Genomic DNA, 420 nt, shown 5'->3' on the forward strand with positions numbered 1-420 from the left:
GCATGGTTGCGGCTGGTGCGCGTGTTGTGCTGATTGGTCGCGATCGATGGAAGGGCCGTGCTGCAATTGAATCGCTGTCAGGCGGTAGTGCAAACGGCCATTTCATTCAAGCCGACATCACGAATCAGGGTGAGTGCACTAAGGCAATCGAGCAGGCCGAGCAGCATTTCGGATGTCTAAATATCCTTGTAAACAACGCTGGCATGAATATCCGCAAGCAAGGGCACGAGCTAGGCTCCGAGGAATGGCACCAGATTGTCGATACGAACCTGAGCGGCGCGCATTTCTGCGCTCAGGCTATTCATGGTGCGTTCACGCGCGCAGGTGGCGGCAAGATTATCAATATCGGCTCGATGCTCTCCCTGTTCGGCACGACCTACGGTTCGGCCTATGCGGCCAGCAAGGGCGGAATCGTGCAGC

Annotated in this window: 1 protein-coding gene; it reads left to right on the forward strand. The window is 56.7% G+C overall.

Annotation, left to right across the window (positions count from 1 at the left end; genetic code table 11):
* The coding region (locus AB4Y42_RS44305) for an SDR family NAD(P)-dependent oxidoreductase (RefSeq protein WP_368697905.1) at positions 1-420 on the forward strand (420 nt) is incomplete at both ends.

Source organism: Paraburkholderia sp. EG286B, from assembly GCF_040965655.1.
Lineage (GTDB): Bacteria > Pseudomonadota > Gammaproteobacteria > Burkholderiales > Burkholderiaceae > Paraburkholderia.